Origin of the sequence: Corynebacterium evansiae, assembly GCF_027570065.1 — a bacterium.
GTDB classification, from domain to species: Bacteria; Actinomycetota; Actinomycetes; order Mycobacteriales; family Mycobacteriaceae; genus Corynebacterium; species Corynebacterium evansiae.
This window is the reverse complement of the sequence record NZ_JAKMUT010000001.1, coordinates 237,658-256,226: the sequence shown is the minus strand read 5'-3', so window position 1 is coordinate 256,226 and position 18,569 is coordinate 237,658. Positions and strand designations below refer to the sequence as shown.

General features: G+C 59.9%; 25 protein-coding genes. 3 read left to right on the top strand and 22 right to left on the bottom strand.

Translation table 11 applies throughout. From position 1 onward, the window contains the following. Window positions 1-104: 104 nt before the first annotated feature. From rpsD to L8V00_RS01095, 15 genes are all read right to left on the bottom strand, one after another. Entirely contained in the window at window positions 105-710 is a 606-nt protein-coding gene (gene rpsD / locus L8V00_RS01165; protein WP_005291869.1) for a 30S ribosomal protein S4, read from the bottom strand. A 26-nt stretch (window positions 711-736) separates the two neighbouring features. Further along, window positions 737-1,141 (bottom strand): 30S ribosomal protein S11, encoded by a 405-nt coding sequence (gene rpsK / locus L8V00_RS01160; RefSeq protein WP_005291870.1) that lies wholly within the window; start codon window positions 1,139-1,141, stop codon window positions 737-739. A 3-nt stretch (window positions 1,142-1,144) separates the two neighbouring features. Next, window positions 1,145-1,513 carry a 30S ribosomal protein S13 gene (rpsM, locus tag L8V00_RS01155; protein WP_005291872.1) on the bottom strand — a complete coding sequence of 123 codons (369 nt, stop codon included), beginning with the start codon at window positions 1,511-1,513 and terminating at the stop codon, window positions 1,145-1,147. Window positions 1,514-1,757: 244 nt separating this feature from the next. Then, entirely contained in the window at window positions 1,758-1,976 is a 219-nt protein-coding gene (gene infA / locus L8V00_RS01150) for a translation initiation factor IF-1 (protein WP_003854422.1), read from the bottom strand. 250 nt (window positions 1,977-2,226) lie between these two features. Continuing rightward, window positions 2,227-3,420: a dicarboxylate/amino acid:cation symporter gene (locus L8V00_RS01145; RefSeq protein WP_269943982.1), complete on the bottom strand. Its 1,194-nt coding sequence runs from the start codon at window positions 3,418-3,420 to the stop codon at window positions 2,227-2,229. Between the two features lie 264 nt (window positions 3,421-3,684). Continuing rightward, window positions 3,685-4,479, bottom strand: a complete 795-nt coding sequence (gene map, locus L8V00_RS01140) for a type I methionyl aminopeptidase (protein WP_269943981.1) — start codon at window positions 4,477-4,479, stop codon at window positions 3,685-3,687. Window positions 4,480-4,615: 136 nt separating this feature from the next. Beyond that, the gene (locus L8V00_RS01135) at window positions 4,616-5,161 is read right to left on the bottom strand and encodes an adenylate kinase (protein ID WP_035003036.1); all 546 of its coding nucleotides are present in this window, start codon (window positions 5,159-5,161) and stop codon (window positions 4,616-4,618) included. Continuing rightward, on the bottom strand, window positions 5,158-6,492 hold the full coding sequence (gene secY, locus L8V00_RS01130; RefSeq protein ID WP_269943980.1) for a preprotein translocase subunit SecY: 1,335 nt from the start codon (window positions 6,490-6,492) through the stop codon (window positions 5,158-5,160). Before secY ends, L8V00_RS01135 begins: the two co-directional genes overlap by 4 nt. A 332-nt stretch (window positions 6,493-6,824) precedes the next feature. Beyond that, window positions 6,825-7,274 (bottom strand): 50S ribosomal protein L15, encoded by a 450-nt coding sequence (gene rplO / locus L8V00_RS01125; protein WP_034984966.1) that lies wholly within the window; start codon window positions 7,272-7,274, stop codon window positions 6,825-6,827. Between the two features lie 2 nt (window positions 7,275-7,276). Further along, on the bottom strand, window positions 7,277-7,462 hold the full coding sequence (gene rpmD, locus L8V00_RS01120) for a 50S ribosomal protein L30 (RefSeq protein WP_011274133.1): 186 nt from the start codon (window positions 7,460-7,462) through the stop codon (window positions 7,277-7,279). Between the two features lie 3 nt (window positions 7,463-7,465). Further along, complete coding sequence (gene rpsE / locus L8V00_RS01115) at window positions 7,466-8,107, bottom strand: 30S ribosomal protein S5 (protein WP_035003035.1); 642 nt, start codon at window positions 8,105-8,107, stop codon at window positions 7,466-7,468. A 40-nt stretch (window positions 8,108-8,147) separates the two neighbouring features. Then, a complete protein-coding gene (rplR, locus tag L8V00_RS01110; RefSeq protein ID WP_011274135.1) occupies window positions 8,148-8,552 on the bottom strand; it encodes a 50S ribosomal protein L18 in 405 nt (134 codons plus the stop codon). Further along, a complete protein-coding gene (rplF, locus tag L8V00_RS01105; protein WP_011274136.1) occupies window positions 8,552-9,088 on the bottom strand; it encodes a 50S ribosomal protein L6 in 537 nt (178 codons plus the stop codon). Before rplF ends, rplR begins: the two co-directional genes overlap by 1 nt. Window positions 9,089-9,106: 18 nt before the next feature. After that, window positions 9,107-9,505: a 30S ribosomal protein S8 gene (gene rpsH / locus L8V00_RS01100; RefSeq protein ID WP_011274137.1), complete on the bottom strand. Its 399-nt coding sequence runs from the start codon at window positions 9,503-9,505 to the stop codon at window positions 9,107-9,109. A 287-nt stretch (window positions 9,506-9,792) separates the two neighbouring features. Continuing rightward, complete coding sequence (locus L8V00_RS01095) at window positions 9,793-10,248, bottom strand: hypothetical protein (RefSeq protein WP_269943979.1); 456 nt, start codon at window positions 10,246-10,248, stop codon at window positions 9,793-9,795. A 474-nt stretch (window positions 10,249-10,722) separates the two neighbouring features. Between L8V00_RS01095 and L8V00_RS01090 the strand changes: the two genes are divergently transcribed. Continuing rightward, window positions 10,723-11,151, top strand: coding sequence for a hypothetical protein (locus L8V00_RS01090; RefSeq protein WP_269943978.1), 429 nt, complete (start codon window positions 10,723-10,725; stop codon window positions 11,149-11,151). A gap of 137 nt (window positions 11,152-11,288) precedes the next feature. On the opposite strand, the gene rplE is transcribed toward L8V00_RS01090, so the two are convergent. The 3 genes from rplE to rplN are packed head-to-tail and all read right to left on the bottom strand — an operon-like array spanning window position 11,289 to window position 12,547. Next, window positions 11,289-11,858 carry a 50S ribosomal protein L5 gene (gene rplE / locus L8V00_RS01085; RefSeq protein WP_005291938.1) on the bottom strand — a complete coding sequence of 190 codons (570 nt, stop codon included), beginning with the start codon at window positions 11,856-11,858 and terminating at the stop codon, window positions 11,289-11,291. Window positions 11,859-11,860: 2 nt separating this feature from the next. Then, complete coding sequence (gene rplX, locus L8V00_RS01080) at window positions 11,861-12,175, bottom strand: 50S ribosomal protein L24 (RefSeq protein ID WP_005291939.1); 315 nt, start codon at window positions 12,173-12,175, stop codon at window positions 11,861-11,863. Then, window positions 12,176-12,547: a 50S ribosomal protein L14 gene (gene rplN, locus L8V00_RS01075; protein WP_034984969.1), complete on the bottom strand. Its 372-nt coding sequence runs from the start codon at window positions 12,545-12,547 to the stop codon at window positions 12,176-12,178. A gap of 611 nt (window positions 12,548-13,158) precedes the next feature. Here rplN and L8V00_RS01070 point away from each other — a divergent pair. Together L8V00_RS01070 and L8V00_RS01065 are read left to right on the top strand one after the other, a co-directional pair. After that, the gene (locus tag L8V00_RS01070; RefSeq protein ID WP_269943977.1) at window positions 13,159-13,533 is read left to right on the top strand and encodes a hypothetical protein; all 375 of its coding nucleotides are present in this window, start codon (window positions 13,159-13,161) and stop codon (window positions 13,531-13,533) included. 162 nt (window positions 13,534-13,695) lie between these two features. Then, the gene (locus tag L8V00_RS01065; RefSeq protein ID WP_269943976.1) at window positions 13,696-14,619 is read left to right on the top strand and encodes a siderophore-interacting protein; all 924 of its coding nucleotides are present in this window, start codon (window positions 13,696-13,698) and stop codon (window positions 14,617-14,619) included. A 9-nt stretch (window positions 14,620-14,628) separates the two neighbouring features. Here L8V00_RS01065 and L8V00_RS01060 read toward each other — a convergent pair whose 3' ends face one another. From L8V00_RS01060 to L8V00_RS01045, 4 genes are read right to left on the bottom strand one after another with little or no spacing between them, the layout of a single operon-like run. Next, window positions 14,629-15,438 carry an ABC transporter ATP-binding protein gene (locus L8V00_RS01060; RefSeq protein ID WP_005291949.1) on the bottom strand — a complete coding sequence of 270 codons (810 nt, stop codon included), beginning with the start codon at window positions 15,436-15,438 and terminating at the stop codon, window positions 14,629-14,631. Beyond that, window positions 15,435-16,487, bottom strand: a complete 1,053-nt coding sequence (locus L8V00_RS01055; RefSeq protein ID WP_420840014.1) for a FecCD family ABC transporter permease — start codon at window positions 16,485-16,487, stop codon at window positions 15,435-15,437. Before L8V00_RS01055 ends, L8V00_RS01060 begins: the two co-directional genes overlap by 4 nt. After that, a complete protein-coding gene (locus L8V00_RS01050; protein WP_269944069.1) occupies window positions 16,484-17,515 on the bottom strand; it encodes a FecCD family ABC transporter permease in 1,032 nt (343 codons plus the stop codon). Before L8V00_RS01050 ends, L8V00_RS01055 begins: the two co-directional genes overlap by 4 nt. Before the next feature lie 36 nt (window positions 17,516-17,551). Further along, a complete protein-coding gene (locus L8V00_RS01045) occupies window positions 17,552-18,508 on the bottom strand; it encodes an iron-siderophore ABC transporter substrate-binding protein (protein ID WP_269943975.1) in 957 nt (318 codons plus the stop codon). Window positions 18,509-18,569 lie beyond the last annotated feature (61 nt).

Here is an 18,569-nt window from a genome sequence, read left to right as displayed (position 1 = left end):
CGTTAGGGGGACTACCGCCACCAGGTTTGGTAGACGGTGCGGACGGTAGAAAACCGCGTTTGGTGTTCTATCCGAAGTAATTCTAACGAATAGGTTCGTCAGGTTTACTTCGAGTAGAGCTCGACGATCAGCTGTTCCTGCAGCGGAATGTCGATCTGAGCGCGCTCGGGCAGCTGGTGCACGAGGATGCGCAGAGTGGACGGTACGACCTGCAGCCAAGCAGGAACGATCGTATCGACCAGGGCTTCCTGAGCCTCTTCGAACCACAGCATCGAGCGGGACTTCTCACGCACGTCGATGATGTCGTACTGGGAGACCTTGAAGGAAGGAACGTTGACCTTCTTGCCGTTCACGGTGAAGTGACCGTGGGAAACCAGCTGGCGAGCCTGGCGGCGGGTGCGTGCCAGACCTGCGCGGTAGACAACGTTGTCCAGGCGAGACTCCAGCAGGATGACCAGGTTGTCACCGGTCTTGCCCGGGCGACGGTTGGCCTCTGCGTAGTAACGGCGGAACTGCTTCTCCAGAACGCCGTAGGTGTACTTCGCCTTCTGCTTCTCCTGCAGCTGCAGGAGGTACTCGGACTCCTTGATGCGAGCACGGCCAGCCTGCCCCGGAGGGTAGGGGCGACGCTCGAAGGAGTTGTCGCCGCCGACGAGGTCGACGCGGAGGCGACGGGACTTACGGGTTACGGGGCCGGTATAACGAGCCATTTTTGATCCCTAATCCTTTCTTCTCTTTAGACGCGACGACGCTTCGGCGGGCGGCAGCCGTTGTGCGGCTGCGGGGTGACGTCGGCGATGGTGCCAACCTCGAGGCCCGCGGTGGACAGGGAACGGATAGCGGTCTCGCGGCCGGAGCCCGGACCCTTCACGAAAACGTCAACCTTCTTCATGCCGTGGTCCATTGCCTTGCGGGCAGCGGACTCGGCAGCCATCTGAGCGGCGAAGGGGGTGGACTTACGGGAGCCCTTGAAGCCGACGTGGCCCGAGGAAGCCCAGGAAATCACTGCACCCTTCGGGTCCGTGATGGACACGATGGTGTTGTTGAAGGTGGACTTGATGTATGCGTGGCCGTTGGCCACATTCTTCTTTACGACGCGACGGCCAGTACGGCGCGCGCCGGAACGAGTCTTCGGAGGCATAGGTTACTTCTTCTTTCCTGCGATCGTCTTCTTGGGGCCCTTACGGGTACGAGCATTGGTCTTGGTGCGCTGACCGCGGACCGGCAGGCCACGACGGTGGCGCAGGCCCTGGTAGGAACCAATTTCGATCTTGCGGCGAATATCGGCCTGGATCTCGCGGCGGAGGTCACCCTCCACCTTCCAGGTGTTCTCGATAACGTCACGCAGAGCGGACAGCTGCTCGTCGGTCAGATCCTTGGAGCGAAGATCAGGGGAGATGCCGGTCTTTTCCAGCAGCTCCTTGGAACGGGCGGGGCCGATTCCGAAGATGTAGGTCAGTGCGACCTCCATGCGCTTCTCGCGTGGCAGGTCAACACCAGCAAGGCGTGCCATAGGGCATTTTCCTTCCGGTTTAGCGACGGTTTTCTCCACACTCGTCCCTTTTGATCCTTCGAGTATTTCGCCAACAGTCACGGAAGAGACTGTTCGGGCACTAGGTGCCTTGAACGTGCGAAACCAACACCCCAACTATTGGGGTGTTGGAAGGAGGGCTCCGGCCGCCGCGGCCAGAGGTAGTGACCAGGTAGCTGCCGCCTCGGCGGGGCTACCTAGATTGGATGTATGGAGGCTTAACGATTTACTTGTAGCGGTAAACGATACGCCCACGGGTCAGGTCGTAAGGAGACAGCTCCACGACAACCCGATCCTCGGGGAGAATACGGATGTAGTGCTGGCGCATCTTGCCGGAAATGTGGGCCAAAACCTTGTGGCCGTTGTCCAGTTCGACACGGAACATCGCATTTGGCAGGGGCTCGACGATGCGACCCTCAACCTCGATGGCGCCTTCTTTTGCCATATCCTCCAACGTTTCCCCAGCTCAGATGGCTGGTATGGGTGATGTTTTGCTACATACGGTGCAGTCTCAAGATCTCCCACATGGCAGCCACCTAGGGCACTTACCGATGCGGAAGCCTCATGCACCAACTGCTTACAATACACGCGACCTGCACGGATGCCAAAACGCTCGCGCCAGTCCCTTCGGGAGCTAACACGAGCGCTTTTCTTTTCTAGCGGCCGCACCTTGACGGCGGCCCGGGACTACACCTCTAGGCGGGCTGCTCCTCGCGGCGCAGTTCGCCCTTCGCCAGGCGGTTCACGGTCAGCGCAATCGCGCCGTCACCGGTGACGTTACATGCGGTACCGAAAGAGTCGATGGCGATGTAAGCGGCAATCATCAGTGCCACCTGGCCATCGTCGAAGCCCAGCTGGGACTGCAGCAGACCCACGGCCGCCATAATCGCACCACCCGGCACACCTGGAGCTGCGATCATCATCACGCCCAGCAAGAAGATGAAGCCCAGGGCCATGCCTGCGGTCATGTCCACGCCCGTCATGTAGACAATGGAGAACGCAAACAGAGCGATCTTCTGCATGGAACCGGATAGGTGCACCGTTGCACACAGCGGCACCACGAAGTCGGCGACAGACTGGGATACCCCGTTCTTGCGAGTGCACTCCAGGGTCACCGGAATGGTTGCGGCAGAAGAGGAAGTACCCAGGGCGGTGAAGTAGGCGGGCAGCATGTTCTTCAGCGCCGTGAACGGGTTGCGCTGCGCGAAGAGTCCGGCCAGCAGGTATTGCAGCGCCAAGATGGCCCATGTCATCAGTACGGCGAGGATCAGTACCTTAGAGAACTGCGTCAGCGTGAGCTTCAGGTTGCCGTTCATCCCCATGGTCAGGAACACGCCGAAGATGTAGAACGGCAGCAGCGGGATGATGAAGCTCTGGATGACCTTCATGGTCACCTCGCGCAGCTCCTCAGCACCCTTGTACAAAACTTCGGTGCGCATCGAGGCCATAGCGATACCTACGGTAAATGCCAGCAGCAGCGCGGACATCACGCCCAGCGGTGGGTCCATCTCTACGGAGAAGAACGGCGCCAGCGCGCCTTCGTCAATATCCTTGGCCTCGATCATCGACTCATTGCCCAGCAGCGAGGGGTAAAGCCCTTCCGCCACGCCGTAGGCGATCAGGCCGGAAATGATGGTGGAGACGTAGGCGATGCCGGCGGTCACAGCCAGCCACTTACCTGCCCCGCGCCCCAGGCTGGCGATAGCCGGGGCGATCAGCGCGAAGATCAGAACCGGGACGAAGAATCCCAGGAAGTTAGCGAACAACCCATTGAAGGTCGCAAATACGCGGCCGGCCCATTCCGGGAAGAAGAGGCTGCAGACGATACCCAAGACGATCGCGACGATGATCTTGAATATCAGAGAATTAAAGAATCGGGATCCATTCATGCTGGCGCTTTCCCTTTGCACATACTTGTAGGTCCTCAAGAAACGATTATGTTTAGCCTACTCGCAATACTTGATTCCCCAATAATCGCCCGCCGCCCATTAACCCCACCCCAGCTGCCCCCTCACTACTGCCCCTTCACCACTGCCGTCTTCCCTACTACGGCTCTCCCCAACTACGCTCCCCTGCCATCCCCAACACTGCTGCGCCCCCGACACCGCGCCAGCCGGGGCAGGCGGCAGGGGGCGTCACCAAGAAAGAAGGAGCTACTTGCGCGGCGTAAGGATCCGCGGGCCGTCGGCGGTCGCGGCGACGGTGTGCTCCCAGTGCGAGGAGAAACTGCCGTCATCGGTCAGCACCGACCACTCGTCGTCCAGCACGTAGGAATCCGCCGTGCCCAGCGCCAGCATCGGCTCGATGGCCAGCACAGAGCCCTCCTGGATCTCCGGGCCTCGCCCACCGCGGCCCTCGTTAGCCAGGTACGGATCCTCATGCATGGTGCGGCCGATGCCGTGGCCGCCGTACCCATCGACGATCCACAGCTCCACGTCGAACTTCCGCGCGGCGGCCTCGGTCGCCTTCTCCAATGCCCAGGACACGTCCGTCAGGCGGTTGCCGGGCACCATCGCCTTCAGCCCCTCGTACAGCACCCATTCGGTCGCGTGGTTTAGGCGGTCGTGCTCGTCTGCGATCTCGCCGATGCCGAAGGTCCAGGCGGAGTCCCCCACCCATCCGTCGAGCGTTGCGCCGCAGTCGATGGAGATCAGATCGCCTTCCTTCAGCACCACATCTGCGGACGGGATGCCGTGGACGATCATGTCGTTCGGGCTCGCGCAAATGGAACCCGGGAAGCCGCCGTAGCCCTTGAAGGTCGGGGTGGCGCCGTGGTCGCGGATGACCTGCTCGGCCACACGGTCCAGGTCAAGCGTGGTCTTTCCCGGCGCCGCAGCCTTCTTAACCTCCTGCAGCGCCAGCCCGACGATCTCCCCGGCGGCCTGCATCGCATCCAGCTGCTCGGCAGTTTTCGCCGCGATCTTTTTATTCCTTCGCCTAAAGCCCATGTGGTTTCGCTTCTGTTCTCTTTGCTTACTCGTTTTTTCTTAGTGACGCCCCCTCGCGGGGCGAATAACCACAAATCCCGCCAGGTCGGACCGTGTGGGGCCGGCTGGCGGGATCAGCGATTCTTGCGCAGGGTGTTTACTTGTCCAGCGCGTTCAGCGTGGTGCAGGAGATGTCCTCCACGGTGCCCTCTGCGTCGATATTCAGCAGAACGTCCTTGTAGTGGTCGATCAGCGGGGCGGTCTCCTCACGGTAGACCTCCAGGCGGGTGCGGATGGTGTCCTCGTTGTCATCGTTGCGGCCGCGGGCCAGCATGCGATCAACAACAACGTCCTCGGAGACTACGTAGTTGATGACTGCGTCCAGGGAGTGGCCGTCCTCCTGCAGCATCTTCTCCAGCAGCTCTGCCTGCTCGATGGTGCGGGGGAAGCCGTCCAGCAGGAATCCGTCGGCGGCATCGTCCTGGTTCAGGCGGTCGCGAACCATGTCGGCGGTGACGGAGGTCGGGACAAGCTTGCCAGCGTCCATGTACTCCTGCGCCTGCTTGCCCAGTTCGGTGCCCTGGGAGATGTTGGCGCGAAACAGATCGCCAGTGGAGATGTGCGGGATCTTCAGCGCATCGGACAGCAGGGATGCTTGGGTGCCCTTGCCAGCGCCGGGAGGGCCGAGCAGAACTAGTCTCATTTGAGGAATCCTTCGTAGTTAGACTGCATAACTTGCGATTCGAGTTGCTTGATCGTGGTCAGGGCAACGGACACCAGAATCAGGATGGCGGTACCACCGAACGGCATCTGCCCCTGGCCTGCGGCCTGCGCCGTCTGCACACCCATGTTGATGAGGATGTTAGGCAGAACGGCGATGAGCGCCAGGTAGATGGAACCGACGATCAGCAGACGGTTCATCACATATCCAAGATACTCCGCGGTCGGGCGGCCCGGGCGGATGCCCGGAATGAAGCCACCGTACTTCTTCATGTTATCCGCCTGATCGTAGGGATCGTACTGGACGGAAACGTAGAAGAAGGAGAAGAAGATGATCAGTGCCACATACAGCAGGATGTACTGCCAGGCAGCCGGGTCCGTCAGCACGGTCATGACATTCTGGTTCCACCAGTTCTCCTGGCCCGCGCCCTCCGGGTTGCCGGACTGGATGATCTGAGTGATCAGGATCGGGACGGTCAGCAGCGAGGAGGCGAAGATCACTGGGATAACGCCGGCCTGGTTGACCTTCAGCGGCAGGTAGGTGGAGGTCTCGCCGTACTGACGGCGACCGATCATACGCTTTGCGTACTGGACCGGGATGCGGCGCTGGCCCTGCTCGATGAAGACCACGCCGACGACCAGGATCAGCACACCAACCAGCACCGCTGCGAAGACGAAGCCGCCGGAGCCGGAGAGGATGGAGGCGCCCTGCGCCGGCAGAGAGGTGGCAATGCCCGCGAAGATCAGCAGCGACATGCCGTTGCCGATACCGCGGTCGGTGATCAGCTCACCCATCCACATCAGCAGCACTGCACCGGAGGTCATGACCAGCACCATGACTACCAGGCCGAACACGCCGGTACCATCCTTCAGGACCTGCACGCCCTGGCCCAGCAGCTGGCGGCGATCCGCCAGTGCCACGATGCCCGCAGACTGCAGCAGCGCCAAAGCCACGGTCAGGTAACGGGTGTACTCCGTCATCTTCGCCTGGCCGGACTGGCCTTCCTTTTTCAGCTGCTCGAACTTGGGGATCACCACTGTCAGCAGCTGCACGATAATGGAGGCCGTAATGTACGGCATGATGCCGACGGCAAACACCGAAAGCTGCAGCAGCGCGCCACCTGAGAACAGGTTGATCAGCGAGTACATGGCCGAGCTGTCGGTTAGATCGGAGATCTGCGACTGGATCGAGCCGTAATCCACGCCTGGGGTGGGGATCTGAGCGCCGATGCGATAGAGGATGATCATCGCAAGCGTGAACAAGATCTTCTTGCGAAGATCAGCGTTCTTGAACGCCGAGGTGAGGGCGGACAAACTTTGCCTCCTGTGTAGTTTCTTACCTTCGTGCGGGATCTACTGGCCAGCGCACCTGCACTTCAAGATACGCCCGCATAGAGGCGACACTAATTGCAACCTGTACAGGTTAGCAGACAGGACAAATGCTTACGATACTGTACCACCCATAGCGGACTACAAATTAAACGCCACTGCCCTGCTACTACCCCGGCTCTATCTACCTGGAATCATCGCCCGCCGAAATGAGGGCGTCAATAGATAAAGAAAGAAATCGCCCCGCCAGCGCAACAATGCACTGGCGGGGCGATTCTTAAGAGCTAAGCGCGGCTAGAGCGGGCTAGCCGTCTTGTTTACTTAGCCTCGGTAGCGGTGCCACCGGCAGCCTCGATCTTCTGCTTTGCAGAGCCCGAGAACTTGTTAGCGGTGACGTTCAGCTTCACGCTGATCTCGCCGTTACCCAGAACCTTCACCGGCTGGTTCTTACGAGCCAGACCAGCTGCAACGATGTCTGCAACGGTGACGTCGCCACCGTTGGAGAATGCCTTCTCCAGGTCAGACACGTTAACCACCTGGTAGGTGACCTTGGCGGGGTTCTTGAAGCCCTTCAGCTTAGGCAGGCGCATGTGCAGTGGCATCTGGCCACCCTCGAATGCTGCCGAAACCTGCTTACGAGCCTTGGTGCCCTTGGTACCACGACCTGCGGTCTTACCCTTAGACGCCTCACCACGACCCACGCGGGTCTTGGCCTTCTTGGCGCCCGGAGCGGGGCGGAGGTCGTGGAGCTTAATTGGATCGCTCATGTTTACTCTCCTGCCACTTCTTCGACCTCGACCATGTGGCGCACAGTGTTGATCTGACCGCGGACGATCGGGTTGTCCTCACGGACGACCGTCTGGCCAATGCGCTTCAGGCCGAGAGAGCGCATGGAATCGCGCTGCTTCGGCTTGGTTCCGACCAAGCCCTTAACCTGGGTGATCTTCAAAGCCATTGCTTATGCCCCCTGTCCTGCTGCACGGGCGCGCAGCATAGCGGCCGGAGCAACCTCGTCCAGGGACTTGCCACGGCGTGCGGCAACCTCTTCCGGACGGACCAGCTGCTTCAGGCCAGCCACGGTTGCGTGGACAATGTTGATGGCGTTGTCGGAGCCCAGGGACTTCGACAGGATGTCCTGCACGCCGGCGCACTCCAGCACCGGGCGGACAGCGCCACCAGCGATCACACCGGTACCGGGTGCTGCGGGCTTCATCATGACGATGCCTGCAGCGTCCTCGCCCTGAACCGGGTGGGTGATGGTGCCGTTGATCATCGGTACGCGGAAGAAGTTCTTGCGAGCCTCTTCTGCGCCCTTCTGGATGGCGGCAGGGACTTCCTTGGCCTTGCCGTAGCCGACGCCGACCATGCCCTGGCCGTCGCCGACGATGACCAGCGCGGTGAAGCTGAAGCGGCGACCGCCCTTCACAACCTTCGAGACGCGGTTGATGGTAACCACGCGCTCGATGAACTGGCTGCGCTCATCCTGCTGGTTGCGACGATCGTTGCGGCCACCGCGGTCGTTGCGGCCGTTACGCTCGTTGCGCTCGTTCTTGTCGTTGTTCTCGGCGGAGCGTCCGCCGTTACGTTCACGTCCCGACATCACGCGTTCCTTCCGTTGGTGTTGTTCGTGGAGTTGGTCATTAGAACTTCAGACCACCTTCGCGGGCAGCATCAGCCAGAGCGGCGACGCGGCCGTGGTACTTGTAGCCCGCACGGTCGAAGACGACAGCCTCGATGCCAGCGGCCTTGGCGCGCTCGGCGATCAGCTGACCAACCTTCGCACCGCGAGCCTTCTTGTCGCCCTCCATAGCGCGCACATCGGCTTCCATCGTGGATGCTGCGACCAGGGTGTGGCCTGCAACATCGTCGATGACCTGTGCGTGCATGTGGCGAGAGGTGCGGTGAATTACCAGACGCGGGGTCTCCGGGGTGCCAGAGAGGGTCTTGCGGATACGGAAGTGACGACGTGCGCGTGCGGTGCGGCGGCGGGTGGAAATGTCCTTGCCCACCGGCAGACGCTTTTCGTTTTGTGCAGTGTTGCTCATTACTTACCCGTCTTTCCGACCTTGCGACGGACCTGCTCGCCCTCGTAGCGAATGCCCTTGCCCTTGTAAGGATCATCCTTACGCAGACGGCGGATGTTCGCGGCGATCTGTCCGACCTGCTGCTTGTCGATACCTGCGATGGAGAACTTGGTGTTGCCATCCACGGCGAAGGTGATGCCCTCCGGTGCCTCAATCAGCACAGGGTGGGAGTAGCCCAGTGCGAACTCCAGGTTCTTGCCCTTGAGCTGCACACGGTAGCCAACACCGAAGATTTCCATGTTGATGGTGTAGCCCTTGGTCACGCCCTCAATCATGTTGAAGACCAGGGAGCGGGACAGGCCGTGCAGGGAACGATTCTTGCGGTGATCATCCGGGCGGGAAACGACGAGCTCCTCGCCTTCCTGAGCCACGGTGATCGGGGCCGGAATGTCCTGGCTCAGGGTGCCCTTCGGACCCTTGACCTCGACAGACTGGCCGTTGATGTTGATGGTGACGCCAGAGGGGACAGCCACCGGTGCCTTGCCAACACGAGACATGGTTTAGACCTCCTCTAGTTACCAGACGTAGGCGAGAACTTCTCCGCCTACACCCTTGTTCTGAGCCTCACGGTCGGTCAGCAGGCCGTGGGACGTGGAAATGATGGCCACGCCCAGGCCGCCGAGAACCTGCGGCAGCTCGTTGGACTTTGCGTACACACGAAGACCCGGCTTGGAGACACGGCGCAGCCCGGAGATAGAACGCTCGCGGGACGGGCCGTACTTCAGCTCGATGTCCAGTGTCTTGCCAACCTTGGCGTCATTGACGGTGTAGTCAGCGATGTAACCCTCCTCCTTCAGAATCTCGGCGATGTTCGCCTTGATCTTGGAGGAAGGCATGGAGACGGACTCGTGGAACGCGTTGGATGCGTTCCGCACGCGGGACAGCATGTCCGCGATGGGATCAGTCATGGTCATAAGTTTTGACCTATAGCCTTTCTCATTGCGGTTCCCAGCCCACCCAGGATGCGTGTACCGCGCGCTTGCTGGCTACTAGCGCGCCCCATGCTAAATAACGTGGGGTGCTCGCCGCCGTGTCCGCGCGGCCGCTTTATTGGGCGAGGGGCCTACAACAAAGTGGTTTGATGTTTACACTGCTCACGCTGCCAACCCAGTTTTGGGCATGGGGCAACGCAAGACCTGATAACTCTAGCAATCACCTGCGGGTTTCCCCAAATCGCTGTTTCTCTTGTTTTGTGACGCCCCTAGAGCCAGAAATCCAGCAGATCAGGAGTAGGCCAATCCCAGTCACGACCGAACCCGAAAGGCCCGCGCGCCCGCATACCCGCTTCCGTGAGCTGGGGATCGCGGCAATCTTTGAACCCGCGGATGCGTAGGCGCTTCGGTCGGTGAACAAGACCGGCGGAGGCAAGGGGCGTCACAAAAGAATCAACCGCCTTCGACAACCGCCGGCGACCGAAAAAGTAAAGGCGGCCCTTGGTGCGGCGCAGAACCGCGCGTTGATACGGCTGGTTAGCGCGAATGGGCTCGACGGGAAGCAAGACGGAGAGGCTGTTCTTGGCCGAGGACGGTAGGCGCCGAGCTATCGGGCCGAGCTTGTCGGCAAGGGTTCCGACCTTGAGGTCACCTTCGCGGAGGAGTTGTTGGACCGCAACCATGGTCATGTGCGCGCGGCCACCGCAGAGGGCGGCGAGACTCATAGAGTCGAAGGACTGAAAGGTCTCGAGGCCGTTCCAGTTAAGGGCGGTGTGGTGCGGACCAGTGGAGTGAGAGTGCGCTGGATCTGGGGCGCCGTGTGGATGCATAGCTCAAAAGTACAGGCCGGCGCCTGCAACGGTGGCTGCATGCAGGGCTTGAGTGGCGATTAAAACGGTGGCATGCGGGGTTTGAGTGGTTTGTCAAGCGGTGAAAAATGAGTAGAAACTGTGTGTAGCATTTGTGCTACATTAGCGTCGAGACAGAGGCTTTAAGACTTCCCACCTGCGGGTTTCGTTCGTTACATGAGTTATGTCACACTTTTACTGCATCCGTTGCGAGGGTGAGGGGCGATTCACTACACATGTTCTACGTACACGAAGTACAGACCGGGCGGCAGCGGATCGGAACTCGCAGAACCGAGCCCCAACTTGTCGCCATACCGCAGTTTTTTACACCCCTCTCGGAAGGAGATTCCTTTGAAGTTCAAGAAGTCCCTCATCACCCTGGCCGCAGCATCCTCCGTTGCCCTGGCTGGCGTTCCGGCCGCAGTTGCAGACGAGGCTCCCGAGGCACCGGCCGCTTCCGCGACCGCCACCCAGCCGGCTGCCGACGAGACCGCGCCGGCTGAGGACGCTACCGCTGGTGATGACCAGGCTGCAGACGACGAGGCTGAGGCTGGCGACGCCGCAGACGAGAACGAGGGCGCTTCCGAGGGCTCCACCGAGGAGGGCACTTCCGAAGGCTCCACCGAGGAGGGCACCCAGGGCTCCATCGACGACGAGAAGAAGGAGAAGCTGAAGGGCTCCGTCGACAAGCTGCTGGGCTGGGACGACTCCACCTCTACCCTGGACAAGATCAAGGATGTTATCGGCTTCATCGGCAAGATCGTGAAGATCTTCCTGTAAATCCGTCGCGAATTCCGGCTTCCGGGCTCCGGGTACCAGATACCGGGCTCCGGATGCCAGACTCCGGACACAACAAACCCCGCTTCCCTAATTATCGAGGAGATCCTCGATGGGAAGCGGGGTTTCGTTACGCTGAATTACTCAGCGGAGCCCTTCTGCTTGAAAGGGAAGCCCAGCTCGCGCAGCAGCGCGCGACCTTCGTCGTCGTTGGTTGCAGTGGTAACGACAGTGATGTTCATACCGCGAGGACGGTCGATCTTGTCGACGTCGATCTCGTAGAACATGGTCTGCTCGGACAGGCCGAAGGTGTAGTTACCGTGGCCGTCGAACTGCTTGTCGTTCAGGCCGCGGAAGTCACGAATACGCGGCAGAGCGACGGTCAGCAGGCGGTCCAGGAACTCCCACATGCGGTCGCCACGCAGGGTAACGCGGGCGCCGATGGGCATGCCTTCACGCAGCTTGAAGTTAGCAATAGCCTTCTTCGCGGTACGGATCTGCGGCTTCTGACCGGTGATCTTGGTCAGGTCCTCGATTGCACCGTTGATCAGCTTGGAATCGCGAGCAGCGTCGCCGACACCCATGTTGACGACAACCTTGGTGACGCCCGGGATCTGCATGACGTTCTCGTAGCTGAACTCGCCGTTCAGCTTCTCGCGGATTTCCTCACGGTAGCGAGTCTTCAAACGTGGGGTGTAGTTTTCGCTCATCGTTAGATGTCCTTCCCGTTGCGCTTGGACACGCGGATCTTCTTACCGTCTTCGTCGAAGCGGTAGCCGATACGGGTCGGGTTGCCGTCGGAGTCAACGACCATCACGTTGGACACGTGGATCGGAGCTTCCTGGGTAACGATGCCGCCGGACTCAGCGCCGCGCTCTGGAGCGGAGTTTGCAACGTGCTTCTTGATTCGGTTGACGCCCTCGACCAGGACCTTGTCGCGCTGCGGGTAGGCCTCGATGACCTTGCCCTTTGCACCCTTGTCCGGGCCGGAGATTACCAGTACGGTGTCGCCCTTACGGATCTTCATTTAGAGCACCTCCGGAGCCAGGGAAACGATCTTCATGAACTTCTTGTCGCGAAGCTCACGTGCGACCGGGCCGAAGATACGGGTGCCGCGGGGATCGTTGTCGTTTGCCTTGATGATGACAGCCGCGTTCTCATCGAAAGAGATGTAGGAGCCGTCCGGACGACGGGTCTCCTTCTTTGCGCGGACGATGACAGCCTTGACGATGTCGCCGGCCTTGACGGTGCCGCCCGGTGCAGCTTCCTTGACGGTAGCTACGACGACATCACCGATACCAGCGGAGCGTCGAACGGAACCACCGAGCGGACGGATGACCAGGATTTCCCGGGCACCGGTGTTGTCGGCAACTCGCAGACGCGATTCTTGCTGAATCACTTGAGTCTCCTAATTTGACCTAGATTTTTGCTTGCCGTGCGTGGGATTTCCGACCCTCGCGCACGCGGTCTGTGCCAGCGCGTTCAGTTCATCGTGAACTCGGTTCGCCTTCTGGCAACCGCTATATTCTTCCACACCCCTATTCAGGCAACCAAATCCCCGTATCAGAGTTTTTCTGAGTGGCGGCGGATTTCGCGCAGCGGGGGTATGTTAGCTCACCCCCGCGCAATTCTTTTTTCTTTCTTGTTGACGCCCCCTCACGCTCCGCTGCCTCGCCATTCCAGCAGGTCTGCTAATACTGAACCGGCATGGTGCTTTGCACTACAAAATGACTAGTCAGATCACAACTGTGGCATGCGGTTATATCCAGAATCTTCAGCACTATAAGGGGATTAAGGCGCCCGTACTAGAGGCTTGAGGCAGGGCGCATCTTCAGCCCGGCAGGAGTTTTTCAGACTGCACCCAGATGCAATCAAGGATCATTTATGAGCTCTTTCAGCACGCAGGTAGCAAATTTGCACTGTGCTTAAAGTGCACGGCCATGTTAAATTGATTCCCGTACCACGGCCGGTTCAGGCCGACACACCATCTTTCACGTGAGGATTAAACACATGAAGCTCAAGAAGTCCCTGCTGGCTCTGACCACCGCCGCTACCGTTGCAGTTGCTGGCTCCACCGCTGCTGTTGCTGAGGACAACGACGCCAACGGCTCTAAAACCCCCACCATCACCGCTGGCAGCCTGACCAAGAAGAAGGACCAGGCCGAGGACGGCGACCAGAAGGAGCCGGGCAAGAACGACGACGGCAAGAAGAAGCCGTCCAAGCTGGCTGGTTCCGCCGCTAACTTCTTCGGCTGGGACGAGGGCACCAAGGGTCTGGACAAGTTCAAGGACGTTACCGCTCTGGTCACCGCAGTCGGTGCACTGCTGGCCGGCATCATCACGCTGGCTAACAACTTCCAGAAGCTGGGCAAGCTGGCCAAGTAAGAACAGCCGGTTCCCACTAGGAACTAGGTTCCGGCTGATCTCTTAAGCAGACAGGTCAGCCATACAGTTTCAAGCCCCGCGGCGATCCCCGGATCGCCGCGGGGCGTTATCTATGCCCCACTCTTTCACTCTACTTCTGGTAAGGGTAGGCTCACTTCTACTATGGTTTCGAGCCCTTTTACCCTGAACACTCCGACGAACACTTCCGCCTACCGCGCGGCCTTTTCTGACCACCTACTCTTGGCCGCCCCTTCTGAACCGCACCATCGAATCATCCGCGCCACTGTTTGTGACGTCAGCACCCCGGCAGAGAACCTGAAACGGATTGTCATCCACTCCCCTGAGCTAGTCGGCTTTCAGCTTTCCGGCCCTGACGAATTCTTTGGCCTCTTTATGCCCGCTAAGCCCGGCGAGGATCTCCATTTACCCCTCCACGGTGGTGGCGCCAATATCCGCGCAAGCGTTGCAGCTATGCCGGAGACTCAACGCCCAAACCTGCGTTGGTACACCGTTCGCACATTCGACCCCGAACGCGGCCAGATGGCTTTCGACGTGGCGACGCATGGCGTCGATAGTCCCAATGGTGAGCACGTCGGACCAGGGCTCGCCTGGGCTCTTAGTGCTCGTGTTGACGACCAGGTAGGCATCTGGACATGCCAGGGCCTCTGGCACCGCGCGCACAATTCGCAAACGCTAATCGCAGACCCATCTGCCGCACCTTCCATTCGAGCCATCTTGGAATACGCGCAAGCTTTCGCCCCGGAACAGTTGTGCGACATGCACCTCGTGATTGTCGCCGAGAACCACGACGACCTCGAACCATCCCTCGTCGCCGACTGGGAGAGCAAACTGGGCAGCCTAGAAGTGTTGTTTAGCGCTACAACGGATTTCAGCGCGACCGTTATGTCCCACCTGCAGCAACTGGACCGCGTCGAACACCCTGCGACCCAGTCGAGGTACGTCTGGGTCGCGGGCGAAGGCCAGCTTTGCAAGGAAGTTCGACGCCACGCAATCCACACATGGGGCCTCAATAGCGAATCTGTGCAGTGGTGCCCCTATTGGTTCCTTGGGAGGGCTAGGCCTTAGGCCCTCCGCTCAAGAACCCTGTGGCGGGTTAGCAACGATCCCCCGCGGCACGATCACCGGAGCCGTACCGCGGGGATCTTCCCACACCTCGGCATTCAGACCATATGCCTCGCGCAGTACATCTACCGTCAAAGCCTCCTTTGGAGAACCCTCGGCGATCTTTTGCCCGTCCTTCATGACGATCATCTCGTCGCTAAAAGCTCCCGCCAGACCAAGATCATGAAGCACGGTAATCACCGTTTTGCCCTCTTGAGCAAGCTCCCGCACGATACTTAGAATCTCTATCGCATGCGCCGGATCTAGGTAGGTAGTCGGTTCATCCAACAGCACAATCGGCGTATCCTGCGCCAACACCATCGCCATCCAGACGCGCTGCCGCTGGCCGCCGGATAGCTCCGCCACGTCGCGAGCAACAAGATGGTCAACTTTCGTCTTCTTCAGCGCCTCGCGAACCTTTTCTTTATCTTCTGACGCCGACGCTCCCCCACCCCAGAGCGAACGACGATAAGGGTGCCGTCCGCGCTCCACGAGTTCTCCAACGGTCAACCCCGCCGGACACAGCGGGTGCTGTGGCAAAAGCGCAATTAGTTGGGCGGCTTCACGCGCCCGCAAACTATGCACGTCTTTCTCCTGGGCAAGTACCTGTCCTTCGGTGGGAGCAAGCAGCCGAGAAAGCATCTTCAGCAACGTCGACTTGCCACAACCATTGGGGCCTAAGAGCGTGGTGACCTTCCCGGGCTCTGCATCGAAAGACACGTCTTTAACGATGCTTGGGCCGTCGTTGTAGCCCACGGTGACGCGATCAACACGAACGTTCATTGAACCATTCCTTTCAGAGTTCCGCGACGGGCCGCCAACCACACAAGCAGCACCAGCGCGGGGCCACCGATGATGGCGGTAACCAAACCCACAGGGGATGTAAATGGCAGTGCGCCCGCCACGACGGCGCACGCAGCTAATAGAGCGGCGCCTGCGAAAGTAGAGCACAGCGGATGGGGCGTGGGAGTGGCCGCCACCAGCTTGGCCAGCTGAGGAGCCAACAGTGCGACGAATCCAATCGGGCCGACAAACGAAACCACCACCGCGACGATGCCCGTTGCGGCGATGAGCAAAATAGCTCGCACCCTTGTGACATTTACTCCAAGTGTGGACGCGGTGGCGTCATCATGAGAAAGAAGAGGAACGTCGCGCGTAACGCAAAGGCCTAAAACTACGAAGGGCAATAGGCCCAACGCCATAGGCAACAAAGCTTCCGTGCGCACAAAGCCGGTAGACCCAGCGAGCCAGGTTTGAGCATCCGTGGCACGAGTCAAGTCAGCCCTGAGCAACAGATACTGCACTAAGGACTGTGTGAGGAACGACAGTGCCAGGCCGATGACCACTACGCGCTGGGACGTCCCGAAACCACCGAGTAGAACGAGCAAACCAACGATTACTAGTGCGCCAACCAAAGCGAGTGCAGCACGCCACCAGAACGTCGGCAACTCCTCGCTCCATGCGGGGCGGGTGACTACGGTGCCCGCCACAACCAGAACCGCTGCGCCACCGGAGACACCGAGAATGTCCGGGCTAGCTAGCGGATTGCGAGCCATGGTCTGGGTCCACGCGCCGGCCAGCCCCAGCGCCGCGCCGACCAGAACGGTAGCGATTGCTACAGGCAGGCGGAGATCCCACACCACGTTGATTGCTTGCTGTGTGCCCCCACCAGTGAGCACTTCGATGACTTCCATCGGGCTGAGCTTCACCGCACCTTGCCCCAGAATTAGGCAATAACAAAGCGCCGCTATGAGGGCGAACCCCGATGTGGCTGCCAGGATGCGTCTGCTTCGTGAACGCTTGATACTACGGATAGACGTCATATCGCTCATATCGCCAGCTCCGAGTCATTCGAGGTCGGTGAGCTCTTCTTACGCCGTACCGCCAGAATCATCACTGGGGCACCGACAATAGCTAGGACAATGGACATTTCCAGCTCGTTAGGCTGCAAGACGAAGCGACCCACAATATCGGCTAGCAGTACAGCCGCGCCACCGACGATGCCAGTTGGTAGCAAGAGGCGGGTAAGCGCCGGACCAGTGAACGGACGCAGTAGGTGCGGCACGGCGAAGCCCACGAAGGTCACAAGCCCCACGGTGGCAGTCGCAGAACCGGCGAGGATGATCACCGCTGCGGCAGCCAACAAGCGGGTTCTCGAGGGCGAGCTACCAAGGGAACGGGCGGAATCCTCACCCATCGCAAGTAGATCCAACGGGCGTGCTGCAAGCGCACCACATAGAGCACCTAGTACTAGACCTAAAGCAGCTAAGGCCACGTCTTCCATACCCCGCCCAGCCGTAGAGCCGACGGTCCAGCGGCGGAGCCCTTCCAGGGTGTCGGAAGAATAGAGGCTCAGCATATTCGTGGCCGCTTGCAGGGCGAAGGTAACTCCCACGCCCACGAGTACCAGAGTTAGCGGGTTACGCGATACGCGGGAAATCAACAGCACGACTAGAGCGGCGACGGCCGCCCCGACGAGCCCCACAAGTGTCCGCTCCCCGACCGTCGTTGCCCAACCCAAGGTCAGTGCCGCGGCGACTGCGAAACTCGCTCCAGCGTTCACGCCGATAATGCCGGGATCTGCCAAGGGGTTGCGGGTCCAGCTCTGAGCAATGGCACCCGCCATCGCCAGGGCCGCACCTGTGACCACAGCCAAGAGCGTGCGCGGAACGCGCAAGTCCCAAATGATGCCGGACTGTTCAGCATTGATGCCGGATTGCGTAGATGGGTGCGGACCATGCATGAGGATGCTGGTCACCTCGCCAATGGAAAGATCTTTGGAACCCAAGTACAGGGAGGCAACCAGCAGCAATGCCAAACCAACGAGTGCGGCCGAAGTAAGCAACCGCCGGGAAAACACCAAAGAATGTCGAGTTCTTGAAACGGACACTTTCAATTAAATTGCGTCAGAGAATTGCTCGACCGCCCAGGGGATGGTCAATGGGTTCGGCATACTCATCGCGTTGCCCACGTTTTCGTCCATCCAGCGGACCTTGCCTTCGCGAACAACGTCCAGCTTGCTGAATGTTGGATCCTTCTTCAAGGTATCGGCGGCACCCTGATAATCAAGGACGAAGAGGTAATCGACGTTGTTGAGGTCGCTGTAGTTCTCAGGTGCGATGTCGCGGTAGAACTCGCCACCGTTACCTTCGAGCTCCTTCGGGATCTCGAAGCCCAGACTCTTGATAAACTGCCCACGCCCGTCACCGGAGGTGTACAGGCCGATCTTTCCCTGATAAGGCATGACGATAGCCGCACGCTTGCCCTTGAGCTCAGGGTGCTGCTGTTGGAAATCTTCGAAGGCCTTCTGCGTTTCTTCGACGAGTTTGTCGCCTTCTTCTTGCTTGTCTACAGCGCCGGCGATCTGGTTGACCTGATCCCGCCATGGGATCTGCCAGTCCGTGGCACCGTCTGGCTTAACGGTGGTTGGGGCGATGTCATTAAGCGCCTTCTTCGCCTGCGCGTCTACGGCAGAGTTCACCGCAATGATCTTGTCCGGATCAGCGGCGGAGATCTTCTCCAGGATTTCAGCAGTGAATCCGTTGGCAGTACCGTAAACCACTTCAGGCTTGTTGTCGCCGAGCTTTTCGGTAGCCCATGGGCCGACGCCAGACGCATCAACATCTCCCTCAGCACCCCAGGGCGCTACGAGGACTGGTTGGATACCTAGAGCGAGCAAGGTATCGCTGTCTCCCAGGCCAACTGCGGCGATGCGCTCGTCCCCGGTGCCCTCATCTTTTGACGCCGCCGCGTCGTCGCCTCGGGAGCAACCAGACAGAACAAGAGTGGATGCTGCCAAGACAGCGGCGGTCTTCAGCGCCGCTCGACGGGTCAGCGAATTGTTTCGAAACATGTGAAAGCCTAACGTGTAAGGAACTCTTTGAGGCGCTGTAAAGTACCCGTAGCCCCAAAAG